The organism is Steroidobacter agaridevorans (assembly GCF_009932555.1).
GTDB classification, from domain to species: Bacteria; Pseudomonadota; Gammaproteobacteria; order Steroidobacterales; family Steroidobacteraceae; genus Steroidobacter; species Steroidobacter agaridevorans.
The window spans coordinates 106,744-129,016 of the sequence record NZ_BLJO01000004.1 but is presented as its reverse complement, the minus strand read 5'-3'; the positions used below and the strand labels follow the sequence as shown (position 1 = coordinate 129,016).

General features: G+C 63.2%; 13 protein-coding genes and 1 pseudogene. 7 read left to right on the top strand and 7 right to left on the bottom strand.

From position 1 onward, the window contains the following. Nucleotides 1-251 precede the first annotated feature (251 nt). Nucleotides 252-1,955, top strand: coding sequence for a phosphate ABC transporter substrate-binding/OmpA family protein (locus GYH35_RS15225; RefSeq protein WP_161810768.1), 1,704 nt, complete (start codon nt 252-254; stop codon nt 1,953-1,955). Between the two features lie 15 nt (nt 1,956-1,970). Here the strand turns inward: GYH35_RS15225 and GYH35_RS15220 are convergent, their stop codons facing one another. From GYH35_RS15220 to GYH35_RS15195, 6 genes are all read right to left on the bottom strand, one after another. Next, entirely contained in the window at nt 1,971-3,332 is a 1,362-nt protein-coding gene (locus GYH35_RS15220; RefSeq protein WP_161810767.1) for a heavy metal sensor histidine kinase, read from the bottom strand. Beyond that, complete coding sequence (locus GYH35_RS15215; protein ID WP_161810766.1) at nt 3,329-4,018, bottom strand: heavy metal response regulator transcription factor; 690 nt, start codon at nt 4,016-4,018, stop codon at nt 3,329-3,331. The genes GYH35_RS15220 and GYH35_RS15215 overlap by 4 nt, the downstream gene beginning before the upstream one ends. Nucleotides 4,019-4,047: 29 nt before the next feature. Then, nucleotides 4,048-5,460, bottom strand: a complete 1,413-nt coding sequence (locus tag GYH35_RS15210; RefSeq protein ID WP_161828907.1) for an efflux transporter outer membrane subunit — start codon at nt 5,458-5,460, stop codon at nt 4,048-4,050. Continuing rightward, a complete protein-coding gene (locus tag GYH35_RS15205; protein ID WP_161828906.1) occupies nt 5,457-8,615 on the bottom strand; it encodes a multidrug efflux RND transporter permease subunit in 3,159 nt (1,052 codons plus the stop codon). The genes GYH35_RS15210 and GYH35_RS15205 overlap by 4 nt, the downstream gene beginning before the upstream one ends. After that, a complete protein-coding gene (locus GYH35_RS15200) occupies nt 8,612-9,808 on the bottom strand; it encodes an efflux RND transporter periplasmic adaptor subunit (protein ID WP_161810763.1) in 1,197 nt (398 codons plus the stop codon). Before GYH35_RS15200 ends, GYH35_RS15205 begins: the two co-directional genes overlap by 4 nt. A gap of 191 nt (nt 9,809-9,999) precedes the next feature. Continuing rightward, nucleotides 10,000-11,253, bottom strand: a complete 1,254-nt coding sequence (locus tag GYH35_RS15195; RefSeq protein WP_161828905.1) for a serine hydrolase domain-containing protein — start codon at nt 11,251-11,253, stop codon at nt 10,000-10,002. 204 nt (nt 11,254-11,457) lie between these two features. On the opposite strand from GYH35_RS15195, the gene hrpB reads away from it, so the two are divergent. The 5 genes and pseudogenes from hrpB to acs form a co-directional block, all read left to right on the top strand. After that, nucleotides 11,458-14,001, top strand: a complete 2,544-nt coding sequence (gene hrpB, locus GYH35_RS15190; protein WP_161828904.1) for an ATP-dependent helicase HrpB — start codon at nt 11,458-11,460, stop codon at nt 13,999-14,001. A gap of 335 nt (nt 14,002-14,336) precedes the next feature. After that, on the top strand, nt 14,337-16,790 hold the full coding sequence (locus GYH35_RS15185; protein WP_161828903.1) for a kelch repeat-containing protein: 2,454 nt from the start codon (nt 14,337-14,339) through the stop codon (nt 16,788-16,790). Nucleotides 16,791-17,019: 229 nt separating this feature from the next. Further along, nucleotides 17,020-17,289 (top strand): DUF4404 family protein, encoded by a 270-nt coding sequence (locus GYH35_RS15180; protein WP_161810759.1) that lies wholly within the window; start codon nt 17,020-17,022, stop codon nt 17,287-17,289. Nucleotides 17,290-17,297: 8 nt separating this feature from the next. Further along, nucleotides 17,298-17,732 carry an HIT family protein gene (locus GYH35_RS15175; RefSeq protein ID WP_161810758.1) on the top strand — a complete coding sequence of 145 codons (435 nt, stop codon included), beginning with the start codon at nt 17,298-17,300 and terminating at the stop codon, nt 17,730-17,732. 13 nt (nt 17,733-17,745) lie between these two features. Beyond that, a pseudogene (gene acs / locus GYH35_RS15170) lies at nt 17,746-19,686 on the top strand (acetate--CoA ligase); the annotation flags it as partial. Nucleotides 19,687-19,907: 221 nt separating this feature from the next. Here the strand turns inward: acs and GYH35_RS15165 are convergent. Then, nucleotides 19,908-20,342 (bottom strand): C40 family peptidase, encoded by a 435-nt coding sequence (locus GYH35_RS15165; RefSeq protein ID WP_161810756.1) that lies wholly within the window; start codon nt 20,340-20,342, stop codon nt 19,908-19,910. Between the two features lie 271 nt (nt 20,343-20,613). Here GYH35_RS15165 and GYH35_RS15160 point away from each other — a divergent pair, with 271 nt between their 5' ends. Further along, complete coding sequence (locus tag GYH35_RS15160) at nt 20,614-22,245, top strand: M28 family metallopeptidase (protein ID WP_161828902.1); 1,632 nt, start codon at nt 20,614-20,616, stop codon at nt 22,243-22,245. The last annotated feature ends 28 nt before the right edge of the window (nt 22,246-22,273 follow it).

Sequence of the window (22,273 nt, the reverse complement as noted above, 5' to 3'; positions counted from 1 at the left end):
TCTGGAAAGCTGCGGCTGCGCTATCGGCGGAGGATGGTGGGTCCCAGGTTCTTCCGGCAGCTTTGCGGCACAGGGATGGGGCCGCAACAGCAGGGCTCACCATGGACGTGCGGAGAGGAGCGCAGTGCGCTCCGGCCGGCGCCCGGTGCCGGAAGGACCTGGGACCCACCAGCCTTCGCGAGCCACCGACGCCCTCTTCTCTTGAACACCTAACAAATCCAGCAGAGCTCTCAGCAAGGACACTCTGAACTATGAGCAACCTCAAGCTAAAGCCAACCCAACGCGGTTCCGCCGCGGGCAACATCATCACGTTGCTGCTGTTGGTCGGCATCATTGGCCTGGGCGCTTATTTGTGGCTCGGCAAGAAAGGGGGCGACGGCGCGGAGACGGCGAACGATTCCGGCGCGCCGACGTCTCAAAGCACCGGCAAGGCCGGCGGCGACGGCGATGCGCCTACGCCTATTGAACCCGTGACCGGCTCACCGACTCTGGAAGCCGCAGCCACATACGTCCCCAAGGACGGCGTCCTGCAAATCGATATCAGCGAGTACGCCGGCTACGGCGGCCTGATCGTCGCGAACGGCGGCATGGAGCCGAATCCCGACTCGTTCTTCGCCAAGGAATACGGCTTCAAGGTGAAGATCACCAAGAGCGAGAGCGAAACCTGGTCGGCGCTGAACAACGGTCGCCTCGCCGCTACCGCCACAACCACGGACGCCCTCGCCGTGCTCGGCCGTCAATTCGACGCCGTCGTTCCTCTGCAGATCGGCTACTCGCGGGGCGCCGACATGGTCGTCGTCGATCGCGGCATCACCTCCGTCAACCAGCTCGCGGGCAAAGTCCTCGCCGCTTCTCAATTCAACGAAAGTGAATTCTTCATTCGTTATCTCGCGCAGGAAGCCGGCGTGCCTGTCACAGTGCTGCGCGACCTGGACTCGAAGCCCTCCTCCAGCGAGCTCGGCCTCGTGTTCTATGACGACGCCTCCATCGCCTGCAAAGCCTACGAGCACGAGCTAAGCGGTTCGCAGCGCTTGAACGGCTGCGTCGGCTGGACGCCGTTCACGGATGAAGTCGTCGAGAAGTCGAACGGCGCCGCGAAGGTGCTCGTCTCCAACCGCAACCTGCTCGTGATCGCCGACGTGCTCGCCGTCAACGGCGGCTTCGCTCGCGCGAATCCGGACATGGTCCGCGGCCTCGTGCACGGCATTCTCGAAGGCAACCGCCGTTTGCGGGATCAGCAGGCCGCGAACATCGGCATCGTTGCCAAGGCTTTCGGCTGGAGAGACGTGGATGCTCGGGACGAACTCTCACGCGTGCATCTCGCGAACCTGCCCGAGAACCGCGCGTTCTTCTCCGGCACGATCGACTCCGCCGGTTCGTTCGGCGGCATCTTCCAATCGTCGGTGTTGGCGTACGGCAGCGTGATCCGCAATCCGACGGACGCCTCGCGCTTCGCCGATGTCACCGCACTCGATGAATTGGCGAAGAAGGGCCTGTTCGCGGATCAGAAGATCGCCATCGCGCCGATCCGCAGCAACACGCAGGCCACGCTCGAAGGCGATCCGCTGCTGAGCAAGGACATCCGTTTCTTCTTCGAAGCGAACTCCGCCGTGCTCGACAAGAACGCGCCGCAGAACCAGGACTATCTGGACACCATCAAGCGCTTCCTGCAAGTCAGCCCCGGCTCGACGGTGCTGCTGAAAGGCCACGTCGATAACGCACGCGTGAGCGAATTCCGCGATCAGGGCGGCGAGCAGCTGGTGAAAAGCATGGCGCTCAAAGCCATCGAGCTGTCCCGTCAACGCGCGATGGCCGTCAGCGAAGCGTTACGCGCACGTCACAAGGACATCGCTGCATCGCGCATCGAAGTCGTGGGCCGCGGCTGGGAAGAGCCCGCCGGTGCGGACAGCGAGCTGAACCGCCGCGTCGAAGTGCAGTGGTTTACGCTGGAGTAATCAGGGGGCGGGTCTTCAGGCCGCCACAGTGAACCCAATAGTAGTCGCCCCACTCTCGCTCTCCGCGAAGACGGTGCCACCATGCATGGTAGCCACCGCACGAACGATCGCGAGGCCGAGGCCGTGATTCTCACGGCTGCCGCTGCGGGAGCTGTCGACTCGATAGAAGCGGTCGAACAGCCTCGAAAGGTGCTCCCGCGCGATACCGGAGCCGGTGTTCTGCACCGAGACGCGAATCGCGCCCGGCTGCTGCAAAACAAACACGACAATCTCGGCACCGCGCGGGGCGTGCTGGACGGCGTTCTGTAACAGATTGGTTACAGCGCGCCGAAACAGAGACGTCTCGATACTGGCCTGCGCATCGCCCTCGATGCGCACCTTCACGCCAGCTTCTTCGAAGATGAATTCCAGGTACTCGACGGCGTGCGACACTTCCTGCGCGATCGACACCTCCACCCGGTTCGGCGCGCGCTCACCGCGATCCGCACGAGCCAGGAACAGCATGTCGTTGACGATGGCACGCAGCCGTTCGAGATCCTCAAGGTTAGAGTGCAAAGCTTCTTTTAGTTCCGTGGGACTGCGCTCGCGCGACAACGTGACCTGCGTTTGACCGATCAAGTTGCCCAGCGGCGTGCGCAACTCATGCGCCACGTCGGCGTTGAACGCCTCGAGCTGCTGATATGCAGTCTCGAGCCGAGACAATGCGCCGTTGAAAGAGTCGGCAAGCTCGGAAAGTTCCGGCGCCAGCGTGTCGGTCTGCAATCGGCGCGACAAATGGCCCGGCGACAGCCCGCGCGCTTCGCCTGAGAGCCGGTCGAGCGGACGCATGCCGACGCGAGCAATGTAGTAACCGAGCCCAGCGGCGCCCAACGCACCCACGACCGTCAATGCAATCAGCCCGACGGTGAACGCACGCAGCGTCTCGACGAACGGCTTCGAATCGATACCCACCGTCAGAAGTACCGCAGGCCGCTCGCCGTGAGCTTCGACCTCTGCCGAATAAGTCTTCAGTGGCGCGTCGTGCCCCGGCAGCATGACTTGTCCGAAGCCATGCGCTCCCATGGTGTGACGCTGCTCGTCGGTCAGCGACGCGCCATAGAGAAAGCGGGGATCGTTACTCTGCACCCAAAGGCTGACGCGATTGTTCTCGGAGATGGAATTGTCGAACTTGGTACGCACATACTGCCAATGCACCACGTCGTCGTTGCGCATGATGATGGGCTTGTACATCGTCCAGCGCGCCTGCAGCTCGTTGCTTTGATGACGCTCGAGCTCGCGCTTCAACAGTCCATGCATGGCGACGCTCAGCACCGCCAGCATGACGAAGCTGGCAACGGCGAACATCGCGGCGAGGCGCTTGCTGATCGACAGCTTCATGCGTCCTCGCTCTGCTCGTCGCGCACTTCCAGCACGTAGCCCATGCCACGCACCGTATGCAGCAACGTCGGCTTGAAAGGATCGTCGAGCTTGCTACGCAGCCGTTTCACGGCCACTTCGACGACATTGGTGTCGCTATCGAAATTCACGTCCCACACCAGCTCCGCAATGGTCGTCTTGGAAAGAATCTCACCCTTGCGACGCGCGAGCGCGGCAAGCAGCGCAAATTCCTTGGCGGTGAGATCGAGGCGCTGACCGTTGCGCCATGCCTTGCGCGCCAGCAGATCGATCTGCAGATCGGCGATGCGCAGCTGCATGGCCTCCTGGCCGCGACTGCGGCGAGTCAGTGCTTGCAGACGAGCCACGAGCTCGAGGAACGAGAACGGCTTGACGAGATAGTCGTCGGCGCCTTCGCGCAGGCCACGGACACGATCATCGACGCGATCGCGAGCCGTCAGCATGATCACCGGCGTCTGGCGATGCTCACGCAAGGCGTGCAAGACGCTGAACCCGTCGGTACCCGGCAACATCACATCGAGCACGATCACGTCGTACTCATATTCGAGCGCCATGTGTTTGCCATCGAGCCCGTCGCGCGCGACGTCCACGACGTAGCCCTGCTCACGCAGACCTCGCTCGAGATAGTCGGCCGTCTTCGGCTCATCTTCTACGATCAGAACTTTCATGGCATCGTCGCTATGGCGAGAAGGAATAGCTAACCTCCGGTCGGCGGCACCAGGCCCATCGATTGGTAAACATTCACCAGCCGGATGGAAACATCCGCGGTGGCCTGCGCCGCATTCAACTCGACCGCATAAACGCTGCGCTCCGCGTCCAGCACTTCGAGCAGCGACAGCGCACCGGCAGTGTACTGCCGACGCGCGAGCTGGGCAGCGCGTCGTGCCGACTCCGCGGCTTGCGACAGTTCCTGTTGTCGAAGTTTACCCTGCGTGTACAACACCAGCGCGGTCTGGGTTTCCTGGAGCGCGGTGCGGGCGGTCTGCTCGTACGTCAAGTACGCCTGCTCCTGGAGCGCGTCGGCGGCGTCGATGGCGGCGCGAATGCGGCCGAAATCGATCAACGGCGCCAGCAAGCCGCCGCTGGCCGACCAGGCGCGCGAGCCATTGTCGAGCAGGTCGCTGACGCGATTGTCCTCCACACCGATCAAGCCGGCCAGCGTGATGCGAGGGTAACGCAAAGCCGCGGCCACATTCCTCTGCTCCGCCGCCGCGATCAAGCGGCGCTCGGCAGCCTGCACATCGGGTCGGCGGGCGATGACGTCTGCGGGCGTCAACAACACCCTCTCGGCATCGCTGTCGGGCAACGCGCCGGGATCGCTGGTCGAGGCCGGCAACATCGGGGTCAACGCGTCCGGCGTCGATGCGGTCAGCAGCACCAGTCTATAACGCGCCGCTTCAGCCAGCTCGCGCGACTGCGGAATCTGCGATCGGGTCGTGCGCAGCGCCGACACCGTGCGCTCCAGATCGAGCCGACTGGACATGCCTTGGTTGAAGCGGGCTTGCGTGATGCGGACCGTTTCCTCCTGCGCCTGCGCGTTTCGCGCCGACAGCTCGGTCTGCACTTGATACAGGCGGAACTCGAGATAGCTGCGAATGACTTCCGCAATCAGCGCCAGGCGAACGCCGTCGCGATCGGACTGCACCGCTTGCAGCTCGGCATTGGCGGCGCGAGCTTCGGCGCGCAAGCGACCGAACAGGTCGATCTCCCAGCTGGCGCCCGCGACTGCGGTAGCCGTCTCTTGAATAACTGACGTATCGGACCCGATACGACGACCCCGCGAACGCTGCGCATCCACAGAGGCATCGATCTGGGGCGCCAGATTCGCCAGCGCCGCACGACGCTGGGCCCGCACCTCGCGCACGCGCGCCTCCGCGACACGCAGGTCGAGATTGCGCTGCTGAGCGAGATCGACCAGCTGATCGATGGTCGCATCGTCGAACGCTCTCCACCACGTCAGTGCCGCGGCATCGGCGACAGTCGTCGATCGCTGCTCGTCGATCCACGACGATTGCAGATCATCGGGCAGCTTCTGTACTGGGGCACTGCAGGCCGTCAGCACAGCCAACACGATAACAGATGTCCCTCGAAACAATACGCGGCCGCTCATCGCGCAGGCTCCGGGTGGGGCAGCGGTTCCGAGATCGCGGGCTGAGCCTCGCGTTGTTTCCTATGAAACACGCGATCCAGCGCCAGATAAATCACCGGCGTGGAGAACAACGTCAGGATCTGGCTGATGACCAGGCCGCCGAAGATCGCGACACCGAGCGGCTGACGCAACTCCGAGCCCGTGCCGAATCCGAGCATCAGCGGGATCGCGCCGAGCATGGCGGCCAGCGTCGTCATGATGATCGGGCGGAAGCGCACCAGGCACGCTTCGTGAATCGCATCGAGCGGCGACAAGCCATCCTTGCGCTGACGCTCCAGCGCGAAGTCGACCATCAAGATGCCGTTCTTTTTCACGATACCGATCAGCAGCACCACGCCGATCAGCGCCATGATGGAAAAGTCCGTCTTTGTCAGCCACAACGCCAGCACCGCGCCAACACCCGCCGAGGGCAGCGTCGACAGAATCGTCAACGGATGCACGAAGCTTTCGTACAGCACGCCCAGGATGATGTAGACGGCGATCAAGGCGCCCAGGATCAACAGTGGCTGCGTCGCCAGCGACTTCTGGAACTCCTGCGCCGTGCCACGGAAGTTGCCGCTGATGGTGGCTGGCATGCCGAGCTCGGCTTGCGCCTGTTCGATCAACGTAACCGCCTCGCCCAGCGCCACCCCCGGCGCAAGATTGAACGAGAGGGTCACCGAAGGAAACATTCCGTCGTGCGTGATCGACAGCGGCCCGGTGTCCGGCGCTTCCATGCGTGCGACGGCCGCCAGCGGCACCATCTGCCCCGTCAACGGCGAGCGCAAATAGAAGTTCTGCAAGCTCTCGGCACGGCCGCGCTGACTCGGGTCGATCTCCAGGACGACTTTGTACTGATTGGTCTCGGTCTGGTACTCGCTGATCTGGCGCTGGCCGAACGCGTCGTACAGCACCTGATCGATATCGACCGTGCGCAGCCCGAAGCGGGCGGCCGCCGCACGATCTATGGTCAACCGAGTGACCGACGCGCCCAGCTGCAGATCGTCGGAAACATCGCGCAGTTGATCGTAGTCCCGCAGCCTCTCCGCCAGGCGTCGCGCCGATTCGGCGAGCTCGCCGCTCTCCGGTCCTCGCAGTACATAGAGATATTGCGCACGGCCGCCACCGGCGCCCAGGTTGATGTCCTGCGAGGTACGCATGAACATTTGCAGACCGGGAATGCCCATGAGCTTCGGCCGCATCCGGCCGATGAATGCTTCGGCGGAAACGTCGCGATCGCCCCGATCCTTGAGCACGACGAAGATGCGGCCGCTGGCCATGCTCGAGCTGCCGAGGCCGCCGCCCACGACGTGGGCAATCGCTTGCACGGCCGGGTCCTGAGCGAGAATGCCAGCCGCGACTTGCTGCTTCCGTTTCATGTCCTCGAAGGAGATATCCTCCGCGCCTTGCGTGCTCACGAAGATGAAGGCCGTGTCCTGCAGCGGAAAGAATCCTTTGGGGATGAACACGTAACCCAGCACGGCGACGGCGACCGTCGCGCCGAAACTGACCAGCACGGTGCGCTGGTGCGCCAGCGCCCACTGCAACGCGCGGTCATATCGTGCGATCAGCCGCTGCGCCAGGCCCTGCTCCGCATGATGTTTCATCGGCTTCATGAAACGTGACGCCAGCATTGGCGCGAGCGTCAGTGAGGCGACCACGGAAATCAGGATCGCCACCGTCATCGTCACGGCGAACTCTCGGAACAAACGTCCAACGACACCGCCCATGAACAGCAAGGGCACGAACGCCGCGATCAGCGAGAAACTGATCGAGACGACGGTGAAGCCGATCTCGGCCGCTCCCTGGCGGGCCGCGTTCAGCATCGACTCGCCCGCTTCGAGATGCCGATGGATGTTTTCCACCACGACAATGGCGTCATCGACCACGAACCCGACGGCGACGACCAGCGCCACCAGCGTGAGGTTATTGAGACTGAAGCCGAGCAGATACATGGCGCCAACGGTCGTCAGCAACGCCACTGCCAGCACCGCCGCAACGATGGCCGTGGCCGACAGCTGCCGCAGGAACACGCCCATGATCACGATGACCAGCAATGCCGTCACCACCAGTGTGACCTCGACTTCGTGCAGCGACGCACGGATCGTGCGAGTGCGATCGTTGATGACCTCCAGCTCCACACTCGCCGGCAACAGCTTCTGCAACTCAGGCAATGCTTCGCGGATGCGATCGGCGGTCGCGACGATGTTGGCGCCGGGTTGCCGGCGAATCACGAAATGAATGCCGGGCTTGCCGTTCTGCCATGCCTGCACGTATTCGTTTTCCGCGCCGAACGTCACAGTGGCCACATCGCGCAAGAACACCGGCGCGTTGGCGCGATACGCGACGATCAGATTGTCGTAATCCTGCGTGGTGAAGATCTGATCGTTGGTCTGCAGCGTCGAGACCCGGTCGGCGCCGAACAGCGCGCCCTTGGCTTGATTGACGCTAGCGGCCTGAATCGCCTGTCGCAAGTCGGCCAAGGTCAGACCGAGCGCGGCGAGCTTTTCGGGCGCCGCTTGAATGCGCATCGCCGGCTTGCGTTGACCGTTGATGGGAGTCTCCGCCACGCCTTCGATCTGGCTCAGCTGACGGCCGACGACCGTCTCGGCGATGTCGCTCAACTCGGTCAGTGGCATCAGGTCGGACTGCATGCGCACGACCAGGATCGGACCGTCGTTGGGATTGACCTTGCGCCAGGTCGGCAGATTCGGCAGGTCCGCCGGCAGCCGGCCCGACGCAGCGTTGATCGCGGCCTGCACTTCCTGCGCGGCCACGTCGATGTCCTTGTTCAGCACGAATTGCAGCGTGATGGAGGTGCTGCCCAGCGTGCTGCTGGAAGTCATGTCAGTGATGCCGGGCACCGAGCTCAGCTGCACTTCCAAAGGAGTTGCGACGGCGGACGCCATCGTCTCCGGGCTGGCGCCGGGCAGGTTTGCGCTGATCTGCATGGTCGGCAGCTCGGCTTCCGGCATCGGCGCGACGGGCAGCAACGGAAACGCGACGATGCCCAACAGCACGATGCCAATGGTCAATAACGTCGTGCCGATGGGATGTTTGATGAACCAATCCGACAAGCCCGGTCGAGTGAGACTGGCTTGCGCGCGACTGGCCTGCGCGGGCAGGTGGTCGCTCATCGTCCCGCACTCCCCTGCGCTCGCGACCGCTGCGCATCGGAGACCAGCGCCGTGGGACCCTGCCCCTCGACCAGCCTTACCGTCGCGTTCGGCGTCAGACGCGAATGACCGTCGGTTACGACACTGTCGCCCTTCGCGAGGCCCGCAGTGATGACGGTGATCTCATCGTTGCTGTAGCCCACTTGCACCCGCACGACTTCAGCTTTCTGCTCGCGCACGCGGAACACGAACGGACCTTCCAAACCCTGCCGCACGCTGCGCGTTGGCACGACGAGCGCGTTGCCGCTCACTCCCGTCTGCAAGCGCACGGTCACGAACTGCCCGGGCCACAGCTTGTCCTGCGTGTTTGCAAACTCGGCGCGCAAACGAATCGTGCCGGTGCTCGCGTCGACTTGATTGTCGATCGTGGTGAGCTTGCCTTCGGCGAGCAGGACGCCACCGTCGCGGTCGAACGCTCCGACGTGCGCGGACGAGTCGCCATGCGTCAGGCCCTGCACGCGACCCAGCAGTTCTTGCGGCAGCGTGAAAATGACGGAGATCGGATCGACCTGGGTGACTGTCACCAACCCATTGGCGTCGCCGACCTGAACCAGGTTGCCCGGATCGACGCGTCGCAGGCCGACACGGCCGTTCACCGGCGATGTGATCTTTGTGAACGACAGTTGGACCTGCTGAGCCGCGATGGTCGCTTCGTTAGCGCGAATCGCCGCCTCGAGTTGTTCGACCTGCGCGAGCTGTTGCTCGACGGTCTGACGCGAGATCGCTTCTTCGGCGAGCAGATTGTCGTAACGTGACTTGTCGAGCTCGGCGGCTTTCAGCTGCGCTTCGTTGCGCGCCTTTTCCGCTTCGGCCTGTCGCAGATTCGCGAGGATGGTGCGATCGTCGATGCGCGCCAGCAGCTGGCCGCGCTTCACTTGCTGTCCTTCCTCGAACAGCACCTCGGTGACGATGCCGCTGACCTGCGGACGCAAAATCACATTGTGCAATGACTGAACGGTGCCGATGCCGGCAGCCAGTTGCGGAACATCCTTTTGCTCGACCGTGATGACCGACACCGGCACGGGCGGCGGTCCCCTCGGCGGATCCGCGGCCAGCGAGCTCGATAACAGCCTATAGGCGATCAGCAAAACGACGGCAATGGACACGGCTGCGCCGAGGAGGGCGCCGCGGGATTGAGGGAGTCGGATGGACATGGCGATGGACGAGCAAGCCTCTAAGGAGGCCCTTTGCAACATAGCCCAACCGCCGGCACCGGAACATGACGAGCAGCTTACGGAGTTGTCAGGATCGCCGCGGTGGGAAGTGCTGAATGGGCAATAAATTACATCTTCCCGGGCGAACCTCGCCCGGGAAGATGCCTGCCCTGGATAAACGTAGCGCCGGGCTACTCTTCGACAATCGATTGATAAGTCAGAGCACGTGACAGGGCACGCAGGTCGGGCATGTCGTCGCCGCGCTGCTGGATCATGCCGATCACGATCAATTCATAGACCGGGTCGATCCAGAACCAGGTGCCCGCGAAGCCGCCCCAATAGAACGTGCCTTCGCCTGCGAACCCGCCGGCCGCCGCCGGATCCTCGACCACCGCGAAATCCAGGCCGAAGCCCGTGCCCGGCCCCATGGTGCGCGCCGACTCGGGCAACATGTTGGTGCGCATGAGCTTCACGGTGAGCGGCGACAGGATGCGCTGACCGTCGAGCGCACCGCCATTGAGCAGCATCTGGCAGAAACGCATGTAGTCGCTGGCCGTCGACACCAGGCCGCCACCGCCCGATGGGAACACCGGCGGTTTGGAATAGTCTGCGACACCGGGATGCTTGACGCTCTTGCCGTCCTTGCCGCGGTAATAAAACTCGACGAAACGGTTCATCTTCGCAGCCGGCACGTAAAACGCCGTGTCCACCATCTTCAGCGGCCCGAACACGTGCTCTTGCAGGAATTCAGGAAACGATTGCCCGGACAGTTTCTCGACCAGATAACCCTGCACATCCACCGACACGCTGTAATGCCAGCGCTCGCCGGGTTGGAACAGCAGCGGCGTCTTGCCCAGACGCTCGATGAAGGTCTGCATCGGCTGACCCTGGTCGAACACTTTGTTTTCCACGTACTGCTTGTCGACCGCGGTGCCGCCGAAGAAGCCGTAGGTGAGACCGCCCGAATGTGACATCAGCTCGCGCATGGTCATCGGATGATTGCTCGGCACGGTGGCGACCGCGCCGTTGGCCGGATCGACTTTCGCGACCTTCAGGTCGGCGAACTCGGGAATATATTTGGACACTGGATCGTTCAGCTGCCACTTGCCCTGCTCGAACAGGATCATCATGGCGACGCCGGTGATGGGCTTGGTCATGGAATAAATGCGGAAGATGCTGTCCTTCTGCATCGGCGTGCCATTTTCCAGCTCACGCTTGCCGGCCGCTTCCAGATGCACGACCTTGCCTTTCCTCGCCACCATCGTCACGACGCCCGACAGCTCGCCACGCTCGGCGAGCGATTTCATCTCGGTCGTGAGCAGCTTGAGTCGTTGTGACGACATGCCCACAGCTTCGGGACGCGCAGTGCCGAGATCGGCGGCCCCGGCGCTGCCGACGGCGAACGCGAGCAGCAACGAACAAAAGAAGCGACGTGCGAGCTTCATGAGTCCCCCAAAACAGATCCAGGTAATGTTCCGGCGCGCCGCTTCCCTGAGGCTGCGAGCACCGCCGTATGAGTTCGAGTTGGCCTCGACAGTGTAGTCACACGCAGCCGTCGAAAGGAACCGCGCGCTGTCTGGGAAGGCGCCAGTTTCGCTGTACGAGCCGGCCTCTCGTGATTGACCCGGGCAATAGTCGATAATGGCGGGGTGAACCGATCAGTTGCTCTACCCATCGAAGCCGCGCTGCCCGACCTGCGGCGCGCCCTGGCCGAACATCGCAATGTCGTCCTGCAGGCCCCGCCTGGCGCGGGCAAATCGACCGGCGTGCCGCTGGCGCTGCTGCCTGAACGATGGCGTGGCGACGCTCGCATCGTGATGCTCGAACCGCGACGGCTCGCGGCCCGTGCCGTCGCCACTCGCATGGCGCAGACGCTCGGTGAGCCGGTCGGTCGCACCGTGGGCTTTCGCACCCGGCTGGAAACCAAGGTCACCAAAGACACGCGCATCGAGGTCGTCACCGAAGGCATTCTGACTCGCTGGCTGCAACGCGACCCGACGCTGGAAGGCGTCGCGCTGGTGATCTTCGACGAGTTCCACGAGCGCAGCTTGAATGCCGATCTCGGCCTCGCGCTCTGTCTCGATGCTCAGGAAACAGTGCGCGAGGATCTGCGTCTGTTGGTGATGTCGGCCACGCTCGACGGCGCGGCGGTCGCGAAATTGCTGGGCGATGCTCCGATTGTTACAGCCGAAGGTCGCGCGTTCCCGGTAACGACACATTATCGAGAGCGACTCGACGTACGCAGCGCTCGTCCGCAGTACGAAGACATGGCGCAAATCGTTGCTCGCACCATCTCACGCGCCATCGAAGATGAGCCGGGAGATGTTCTTGCATTCCTTCCGGGTCAAGGAGAGATACGCCGCGCGCAACGCTTCCTCGAAGAAACATCGCTGCCGCCCGGCGTGCGAGTGCTGCCGCTGTTCGGCGAGCTTGCGCCGCACGAACAGGATGCCGCGATCCAGCCCAGCCGCAGCGGCGAACGGAAGATCGTGCTGGCGACCAACATTGCCGAAACCAGTCTCACGATCGAAGGCGTGCGCATCGTTGTCGACAGCGGTCAGGAGCGGCGCTCGCGTTTCGATCCTGTGACGGGCATGAGCCGCCTGGAGCTCGGCAACATTTCTCGCGCTTCCGCCGATCAGCGTCGCGGCCGTGCCGGCCGCATTCAAGCAGGTGTGTGTTATCGACTGTGGAGCGAAGTCGAACATTCGTCGCTGCCCGCGCAAACCGCGCCGGAGATCGTCGGCGCCGATCTCGCGCCGTTGGCGTTGGAGCTGACAAATTGGGGTATTGCCGATCCCGGCGCGCTGCGTTGGCTCGATCCACCGCCATCGGCGACGTTCGCACAAGCGCGCGATCTGCTTCGTTCGCTCGATGCCATCGCCGCGGACGGCCGCGTGACCGAACATGGCCGCGCGCTGGCGCGGATGTCCACTCATCCTCGCCTTGCTCACATGATCGTGCGAGGGACAGAGATGGGACTGCGGACCACATCGCTGCAAATCGCGGCGGTGCTCGGCGAGCGCGACTTGCTGCGCACTCAAGGCCAGGATAGAAACGTCGACCTGCGCTTTCGCGTCGAGGCATTGCGTGGCGAGCGCAGTCTTCCTGCCGGCGTCTCCATCGACCAGGGCGCGAAGCAACGAGCGCTGCGGAGTATCGATCTGCTTGCGCGACAGTTGGAGCAGCCGCGTCACGACAATACGAAACTCGGCGACTTCGATGTGGGCCGCTTGCTGGCGCTCGCTTATCCCGATCGCATCGCGCAGTCGCGAGGGGCTGGCGGACGATATTTGTTATCGAACGGTCGCGGCGCGCAGTTGCCGCCGGCGCAAAGCCTGTCGCAGGCGGCATTCCTCGTGGTTGCCGACCTCGATGCGGGCGATCGCGAGGCCATGATCCGGCTCGCCGCTCCGCTCACTCGCGAGCTGCTCGAGGCCGACTTCGCCTCGCATATCGAGCATCGCGAGCGTTTCGAATGGGACTCGCGCGAGCAGAGCGTGGCGGCTCAGGATGAGCGCTGGTTCGGCGCATTGAAATTATACGAACGTCGAATCGACAAGCCCGATCCCGCACGCATGCTTGACGCCATGCTGGCAGGCGTGCGCGAGCTGGGGCTCGCCGCTCTGCCGTGGACCAAGCCGGCCCGCGCGCTGCAGACTCGCTTGATCTTCGCGAAACGCTTCGACGAGCGTGCGCCCGCGCCCTGGCCCGATGTGAGCGATACCGCCTTGATGGAACATCTCGACGACTGGCTGGCGCCGTGGCTGACCGACATGAGCCGGCGCGATCATCTGGCGCGGCTGGATCTGCATGGCATTCTCATGTCATTGCTCGACTGGAATGCGCAACAGCGCCTGGAAACATTCGCTCCCACGCATCTGCCGGTGCCGAGCGGCTCGCGCATCCCCATCGATTACACCGAAGAGTCACCGACGGTCGCCGTACGCCTGCAAGAGGTTTTCGGCATGCATGAAACGCCGACCGTCGCGGAGGGCCGCGTGCCCCTGACGCTCCAGTTGCTCTCTCCAGCGCATCGCCCGGTCCAGGTCACCCGCGACCTGGTGAGCTTCTGGGCCCGCGGCTACCTCGATGTAAAGAAGGAGCTCAAGGGGCGCTATCCCAAGCATTACTGGCCCGACGATCCCCTCACCGCCCAGGCCACCGCACGGGCCAAGCCCCGGCCGCGCTAAGGGAACCAGGGCGCTTTCCTGCCGACTCGTTTCTTTCAGTCCCACTCCCGAACCCGTACCATCCGGAATGAGCCTGTCACGGACCACAACTTCCGCGATCTCTCCGACCGCCAGGAAATGTTATGGATTTTGCATCGCTCCGAAGGCTGTCCTCGCTGCGACTCATCGGTCTGATTTCAACCTGTATTTTGGCCGCCTCATGCGGCGGAGGCGGGGGCGGGAGCGGAGCAGATGGCGTTGGAGGTACTTCGCCGCCGCCCGTCACCTACGCGGCACAGAGCGGTGTCGCTCAGAAGGGGCCCCTGATCCAGGGCTCTACCGTTACAGTCCAGGAAGTGAGCGCCAACCTGTCTCCCACGGGCAGACAATTTACTTATCAGGTCACCTCCGATCTGGGTACGTTTGCCCCAACCGACGCATTCGGCAGCCAGTACGTCGGGGTGACTGCCACCGGGCACTACTTCGACGAGTTGCAGAATCGAGTGTCGGATGGCCCCGTAACGCTCAATGCCTATAGCGACCTCGCGGCATCGGGCGTACTGAACGTCAACCTGCTTACCACCCTCGCGTATCGCCGTATTCGGAATCTCGTGACCATTTCGGGCATGACGTTCGCATCGGCACGGGATCAGGCCGAAACCGAAGTGCTGACCGCGCTGAAAATTCCGGCAGCCGATGTCCCTGGCTTCTCGACCCTGAACCTGCTCGGCGGCACGGACGCAGATCACATGCTCGCTGCGATCTCGAGCATTTTCGTATACGGCCACTCGGCCGCCCCCCTGAACGCGCTGATCGCGAACATTCAAAGCGATCTCGCCGATGACGGCGCGATTTCCGCCGCAATCTCGTCCACATTGGCCGATGCCGCGGCAGCGATCAATGCTGTAACCGTCGCGGCCAACCTCACTCAGGCTTTCTCCTCGGCAGGGGTAACCTTCACGCCAGAGAACATCAGCCACTGGATCGATCAGGATGGCGATGGATTGATCGGCAGGAACCAGTTTGGAGTGCCTGATGCGAGTCCGTCGTCCGTTTTCACGTTTCCCGCTTACATCGTCGCGCGGGCCGCGGGGACATCCGTTTCCGCTACGGCGGGCCAACTCTCCATCAACGGCGCTCCAGCAAGCGCAGCGGTCGCCGTTCAGGCGGACGATGTGGTTACGCTCTCACCAGGCAGCGGCCCCTTTCCGAGCGGCGCCGTGACTGCGTACTTGATGAGCGGCGCCGAGAGGGTCGCAAGAGTATCTTTCGTCAGCGGCCTGGTTGCGATCGAGGTCACGCCGGCAAGTCACAGTCTCCCGAAGGGATTGACGCAACAGTTCACCGCGACGGGAGCGTTCAGCGACGGCAGTGCCGCCGATCTCACCAACACTGTCACCTGGGAGTCGAACCTGCCGGCCATCGCGTCCGTGAATGCCGGGTCCGGGCTCGTCTCCACGATGGCAATCGGCTCGGCCATCATCAAGGCTACCTCCGGATCGGTTTCGGCGGATGCGACTCTGACCGTCACCCCCGCCGTCGTGACGTCTCTATCCATCCTCCCAGATCCTCCATTCTCGGGCGTCGGCATGACTCGACAACTGGTCGCCACCGGCACGTATACGGACGGGACGTCGCAGGATGTCACGAATGCCGTAACCTGGACTTCGGATGCCCCAGCCGTTGCGACAGTCGGGCCAACCACCGGCCTCACGACCGGCGTAGCTCTGGGCGCTGCCGACATTTCAGCGCAGATCGGGGCGGCGACTGCAACGGCATCGCTGAGGATTGTCGCGAACTCATGGTCGCCCACCAGCAACAGCCTCAAGCAGGCGCTTGGAGCTCACACAGCAACTCTGCTGCTGAGTGGGAAAGTTCTTGTGACAAATGGCTTGCGATCAAGCGCCGAGCTCTACGACACCGTCACCGGAACCTGGTCCCCGACGGGCAATGTCTCGACAACGACATCTGCCAACGCAACGTTACTGCCAGGCGGCAAGGTGCTGCTATCGTGCTCGACGCCGCAAGTCTATGATCCTGACACTGGTACCTGGTCACCCACGAGCAATAACCCCGAGCATCGTAGCGGTGATACCGCGACACTGCTGCCGAACGGCAGGGTTCTTGCGATCGGCGGACGGATTACCGGCGGTGTCTCTCGGCCTGCCGTTCTCTATGACCCTGCCACGAACTCGTGGTCATCCATAGCAGGGCCGTCGAACACTCGTGTCCACCATACCGCAACCCTTTTGGCAAACGGAAAGGTCCTGGTGGTGGGTGGAGATGTCGCGCGGCCGGACGATTCCAGCGAGACCCAGGCGACTGCCGAACTCTATGATCCGGCGACGGGCACGTGGTCGTTCGCGGGAAATCTGGCGACGCCCGGCTTGCGGTACCATCACACCGCAACGCTGCTGCCGGATGGCAGAGTGCTCATCGCGGGAGGGCTCGGGAGAGTCGCGCCAATTACTGGATACATCACAACTGCAGAGACTGCAGAGATCTATGATCCTGTCGCTGGCACGTGGTCGATCACAGCGGGCCTGTCGATACCGAGAACGAGTCACACGGCAACAGCGCTCCCGAACGGAAAGATTCTGGTGGTCGGCGGGATGGTGAACGAGGACCCCGAGGCAAGTGCCGAGCTTTATGATCCTGTCAGCGGGACGTGGTCCGCCACCGGCAGCCTCTCGACGCCACGTTACCAGCATGCTGCGACCTTACTGCCGCAGGGAATCGTTCTGGTGACCGGCGGGCGCGTGGCCCTCTATCCGCCAAGTTTCACGGCAACGGCGGAATTGTATTGGTGATGCGTAATAGTCGTTAACCCGCATTACTTCCAAATGTTCCCGCCAGGTCTCAGCGCCCGGCCGCGCCAAGGCCGGTCCTGCGCATCCGTGCGCTCCCGACATTCGGGCGGCCGCAAGCGGTAGAATCGGCTCACCTCAGGGGCACATGGATCCCGCCGCCTCGGGTGACGAGGGTCATGGCAGGATGCCCGATCCCGGACCAATGAAAGGACGCACAACGGAGAGATCAGTGAGCCAAGACATTCAACAGCACATCCTTGCCCTGCACGCCCGGCTCGAGGGGCTCGATCGGGATTCGGTCGACTCGCGCACGCGCGAATCGCTCATGCTGCTGCTCAGCGACTTGACGCGCCTGCTCGGTGCGGCGTCGCTGGACAACGAAGATCATCCGCTCACCGAACGCCTCGAGCAACTGGCGGTGAGTTTCGAAGCCGAGCATCCGGCCGTCGGCACGGCCGTGCGCCAGTTGATCGACGCGCTCGCGAAGGCCGGAATTTAGGAGGCGCGATGTACGACCAGAGCAATGTGTTCGCGAAAATCCTGCGCGGGGAGATCCCGGCATTCAAGGTATATGAAGACGACCGGGCGCTGTCCTTCATGGACGCGATGCCTCAGTCGGACGGTCACACGCTGGTGATTCCCAAAGTCGAAGCGCGCAATTTCTTCGACATCGATCCGGCGGCGCTCGCCGATCTGATCAAGGCGACACAACACGTCGCCCGCGGCGTGCAACAAGCATTCGATCCGGACGGCATGCGCATCATTCAATTCAATGAGCCCGCCGCCGGCCAGACGGTGTTCCACATCCACTTCCACATCATTCCCTGCTATGAAGGCGCGAAGCTGCGGGGCCACGGCCGCGACTGGGCCGACAAGGAAGTGCTGGCACAGCACGCCGAAAAGGTTCGCGCCGCAATAGCCAGTTTGCCACCACGCCACTGAGGCGGCAGTTCACATGAGCCAGAAGATCTATAAAGTTCCCGAGGACTTCGCCGCACTCGCGCATCTGCGGCTGGCGGATTATCAGCGGTTGTATCAGGAGTCGGTGCGCGATCCGAACAGCTTCTGGTCGCGCATCGGCCGCCGCCTCGACTGGATCCAGCCGTTCGCGAAGGTAAAAGACACCAGCTTCGACGAGCACGACTTCCGGATTCGCTGGTTCTACGACGGCAAGCTCAACGTCTCGGCCAACTGTCTCGACCGTCATCTCACCAAGCGCGGCGACAAGACCGCGATCATTTGGGAAGGCGACGATCCGAAGTTGTCCGAACGCATCACGTATCGTCAGCTGTACGAGCGCGTGTGTCAGTGCGCGAACGCGCTGAAATCGCTCGGCGTGAAGAAGGGCGATCGCGTCACCATTTACATGCCGATGATTCCCGAAGCTGCTGTCGCGATGCTCGCGTGCACGCGCATCGGCGCAGTTCATTCCGTAGTGTTCGGCGGCTTCTCGGCCGACTCGCTTGCCGGTCGCATCGCGGACTGCGAATCCAGCGTCGTGATCACGGCGGACGAAGGTATTCGCGGTGGCAAGCGCGTGCCCTTGAAGACGAACGTGGATCTCGCGTTGACCATGCCGAAGACCGACTGCGTCAAGCACGTGCTGGTCGTGAGGCGCACGGGTATTCGGGTGCCGATGTATGCGCCGCGCGATCAATGGTTCGACGATGTCGTCAATCCGCAGCCGAAGGAATGCGCGCCGGAAGCGATGGACGCGGAAGACCCGATGTTCATTCTTTACACCTCCGGCTCGACGGGCAAACCCAAGGGCGTCCTGCACACCAGCGGCGGCTATCTCGTGTACGTCTCGATGACGCACGAGCTGGTGTTCGATCTGCGCGAGGAGGACATCTTCTGGTGTACCGCCGACGTGGGCTGGGTCACTGGCCACAGCTATGTGGTGTACGGTCCGCTCGCGAACGGCGCGACCACGGTGATGTTCGAAGGCGTGCCGAACTATCCGGACAGCGGCCGCTTCTGGCAGGCCGTCGACAAGCACAAAGTCACATTGTTCTACACCGCGCCGACTGCCATCCGTGCGTTGATGCGTGAGGGCGAAGAGCCGGTGAAGGCCTGGTCGCGCAGCTCAATCCGTTTGCTCGGTACCGTAGGCGAGCCGATCAATCCGGAAGCGTGGGAGTGGTATCACCGCGTCGTCGGCGACGGCCGTTGCCCGGTCGTAGATACGTGGTGGCAGACGGAAACCGGCGGCGTTTTGATTTCGCCGCTGCCTGGCGCGATCGATCAGAAGCCCGGCTCGGCGACACTGCCGTTCTTCGGCGTGAAGCCGGCCATCGTCGATAACGAGGGCAACACGCTGGAAGGCGCGTGCGAAGGCAATCTCATCCTCACGGATAGCTGGCCCGGGCAGATGCGCACTGTGTTCGGCGATCACCAGCGCTTCATCGACACGTATTTCAAAACATTCCCTGGCCGTTATTTCACGGGCGACGGGGCGCGGCGAGATGAAGACGGTTATTACTGGATCACGGGCCGCGTCGATGACGTGTTGAACGTCGCCGGTCATCGATTGGGTACGGCGGAGATCGAGAGCGCGATGGTCGCGCATCCCAGCGTCGCCGAAGCGGCGGCCGTGGGCTATCCGCATGACATCAAGGGCCAGGGCATCTACGTCTATGTGACTTTGATTGCCGATGCCCAGCCCAGCGAGGCATTGCGCACCGAGCTGCGCGACTGGGTGCGTAAAGAGATCAGTCCGATCGCGACGCCCGACCTGATTCAGTGGGCGCCCGGCCTGCCGAAAACCCGCTCGGGCAAGATCATGCGCCGTATCCTGCGCAAGATCGCGGCGAACGAGCACGATCAGCTTGGCGACATCTCCACGCTGGCCGATCCGGGCGTCGTCGAGAACCTGGTTCGCGAGCGCATGAATCGCCCCGCCGCGGAGCTCGCCGCTGCTCAGCAAGCCGCAGCCGCGCCGGCTGCTGAAGCGAAAGCGCCGGCTAAGAAAAAGAAAAAGAAGGCGGAGTAATTCGCCCACTCGGGTAAGAGCGCCGCGCCCTCCGGGCGCGGCCGGCTCGCAGCACAGCGCGATGGCTCTGCCAAACGCCGGCTGCGTTATGCAGCTCTTGCGAACAAACAGTTTCCCTGGCGGCGTTAGAAGAGCCGCCCCGCGCCGGCCAGGCGCGGGCGGTAGAAGTCATCGTCGAGCATTCGCAGTTCGACCGGCCGCCCGGTCTGCGGAGCGTGCACGAAACGCCCCTCGCCCGTGTAGATCGCCACGTGTGAAATGCGGCCTTTGATGCGGAAGAACAGCAGATCTCCCGGCTCGAGATCGTTCAATTTGACCGGCGTCGCGGCCGAGTACTGTTCGGCCGCCGTGCGCGGCACGAATATTCCCAACTGGTCGTGAATGAAGCGCACCAGCCCGCTGCAATCGAACGTCGTCGGCCCGTTGCCGCCCCACTCATAGGGCGCCCCCAGCAGCGAGATCGCACGAATTGCAACTTCATTGCCGACCGTGGCCGCCGGCGCCACCGGCGGTCGAACTGTGCTGTTCGTCGGGGTCGGCGCCGAGTAGGGCTGCGGCACAGCGCATCCCTGCAGCGTCAGGCTCGCTGCGAGCAGCGATAAGCAGAGCGCGGGGCATGCGGCACGCTTTGCCGGAGATGGCGCGCCAGCCGGGACGGCGCTCGAATTGAAGACTTGCGTGCGGTTCATAACGCTACCGCCCAGAAGAATGCCTAGCTCGAAGCTAAGTGCCAAGCACTGAACAACGGATGAACTGCTCGTGACGCCGGCGCGCAGCGAAATGCGTGCGTCAGTGATACTGTTGCGCCCGTTCGCCCTCACCCGAGACAACATGCGCGGATTGCCTGTATTTCTGCTGCCTTTGATCGCCACCGGCGCGCTGCAAGCGGCCGAGCGCGGCCCGTGGACCGAGGTCCAGCCTGACGCCATTCGCAGTCACGTTGAATTTCTTGCAGCCGATTTGCTGGAAGGCCGCGCCACCGCTTCGCGTGGCCATGACATCGCTGCTGCGTATGTAGCGTCGCAGTTCCGCCAGGCCGGTCTGCAGCCCGGCGGCGACGACAAGAGCTATCTGCAACGAGTGCCTTTGCTGGAAGCAACGCCGGTGCTGCCTGGCTCCTCGGCCGAGCTGGTGCGCGATGACGATACATATACATTCGAATACGGCACGCACTACCTGCCGAATGCCGATTTCTCTTCGGCCAGCTCCACCCTGAGTGCGCCGATGATGTTCGCGGGCTTCGGCATCGATGCTCCCGAGCTCGGTTACAACGACTTCGAAAACATCGACGTGAAAGGCCGCATCGCCGTGATCTTCAGCGGCGCGCCCGCGAAGTTTTCCAACGAGAAGCGCGCCTATTACTCGTGGGAGGAGCGCAAGCTGTCGACGCTGGTCGAGCGTGGCGCGGTCGGCGTGATCACCATCGATTCGAACGCGGACATCAAGCGCACGCCTTGGGAACGTCGGGTCGCCATGAGCTGGATCCCGCAGATGCGCTGGCTCGACGAATCGGGCCAGCCGCAGAACGCATTCCCCGCCTTGAAGCTGCGCTTTCGTTTCAATCACGACGCCGCCACGCAGCTATTCGAGAAGGCGCAAAGCAACTTTCACGCGGCGTTGGCGGCGTCCGAGGAAGGCATGCCGCAAGGCTTCGAGCTGCCCGGCATGATGACCTTGTCGGCGACCACCGGCCTGCGTAAGACCGAGAGTGCGAACGTCGTCGGGCTGCTGCCCGGTGCGGATCCGCAGCTGAAGAACGAGTACCTCGTTATTTCCGCACACCTCGATCATCTCGGTCGCGGCACGGCGGTGAATGGCGATGCCGTCTACAACGGCGCGCACGACAATGCCGTCGGCGTCGGCGTCATGCTGGAGATCGCGCGGGCATTTCATGCATCGAATGCGAAGCCGCGCCGCTCGATCATCTTCGTCGCCGTGACCGCCGAAGAAAAAGGCCTGCTCGGCTCCGACTTCTTCGCGCGCCAAGCCGAGCAGCAGGAAAAGAAAGTGGTCGCGAACCTCAACGTCGACATGCCGCTGACGTTCGCGCCGGTATTCGATTTCGTGGCGCTCGGCGCTCCGCACTCGACGCTGGGAGCGGCGGCACGACAGGCCGTCGCCGCGCAGGGCTACCGGCTCAGCGCCGACGCCGCGCCGGAGCAGGTCAAATTCATCCGCAGCGATCAGTTCTCATTCATCCGTCGCGGCATTCCGGCACTGGTGCTGAGCGCGGGCTATCAACCGAGAAACCCCAGCGTCGACCTGGACGAGCTGCGCCGGCAGTTTCTGTCGACGCACTATCACCAGCCCAGTGACGATCTGATGTTACCGATCGATTACCCGACGGCTGCCGATCTGGCGCGCGTCGATTTGCGGATCGCGCTGACGGTGGCGAATGCGCCCGCGGCGCCCCGTTGGGTGAACGGCGATTTCTTTGCGGAGAAATTTCACACGGTGAAGTAGCCCAGCAAAAGTCGCGCCTTTTGATGGG